The sequence below is a fragment of the Pseudocitrobacter sp. 73 genome (assembly GCF_008369545.1).
Classification (GTDB): Bacteria; Pseudomonadota; Gammaproteobacteria; order Enterobacterales; family Enterobacteriaceae; genus Pseudocitrobacter; species Pseudocitrobacter vendiensis.
This window is the reverse complement of sequence record NZ_VTZO01000102.1, coordinates 1-218: the sequence shown is the minus strand read 5'-3', so window position 1 is coordinate 218 and position 218 is coordinate 1. Positions and strand designations below refer to the sequence as shown.

General features: G+C 59.6%; 1 pseudogene. It reads left to right on the top strand.

Annotated elements, in window-relative coordinates:
* A pseudogene (locus F0Q32_RS25960) lies at nt 1–218 on the top strand (aldehyde dehydrogenase EutE); the annotation flags it as partial.

Genomic DNA, 218 nt, shown 5'->3' with positions numbered 1-218 from the left:
GCCTGGCGTGCGCGTCGCCAACGTGGCGGAAGCCATTGCGCTGGCGGTGGTCCTTGAAGGCGGCTGCCATCACACAGCAGCGATGCACTCGCGCAATATCGACAACATGAACCAGATGGCGAATGCCATTGATACCAGCATTTTTGTCAAAAACGGGCCGTGTATTGCCGGGCTCGGATTAGGCGGGGAAGGCTGGACCACCAGGACCATCACCACAC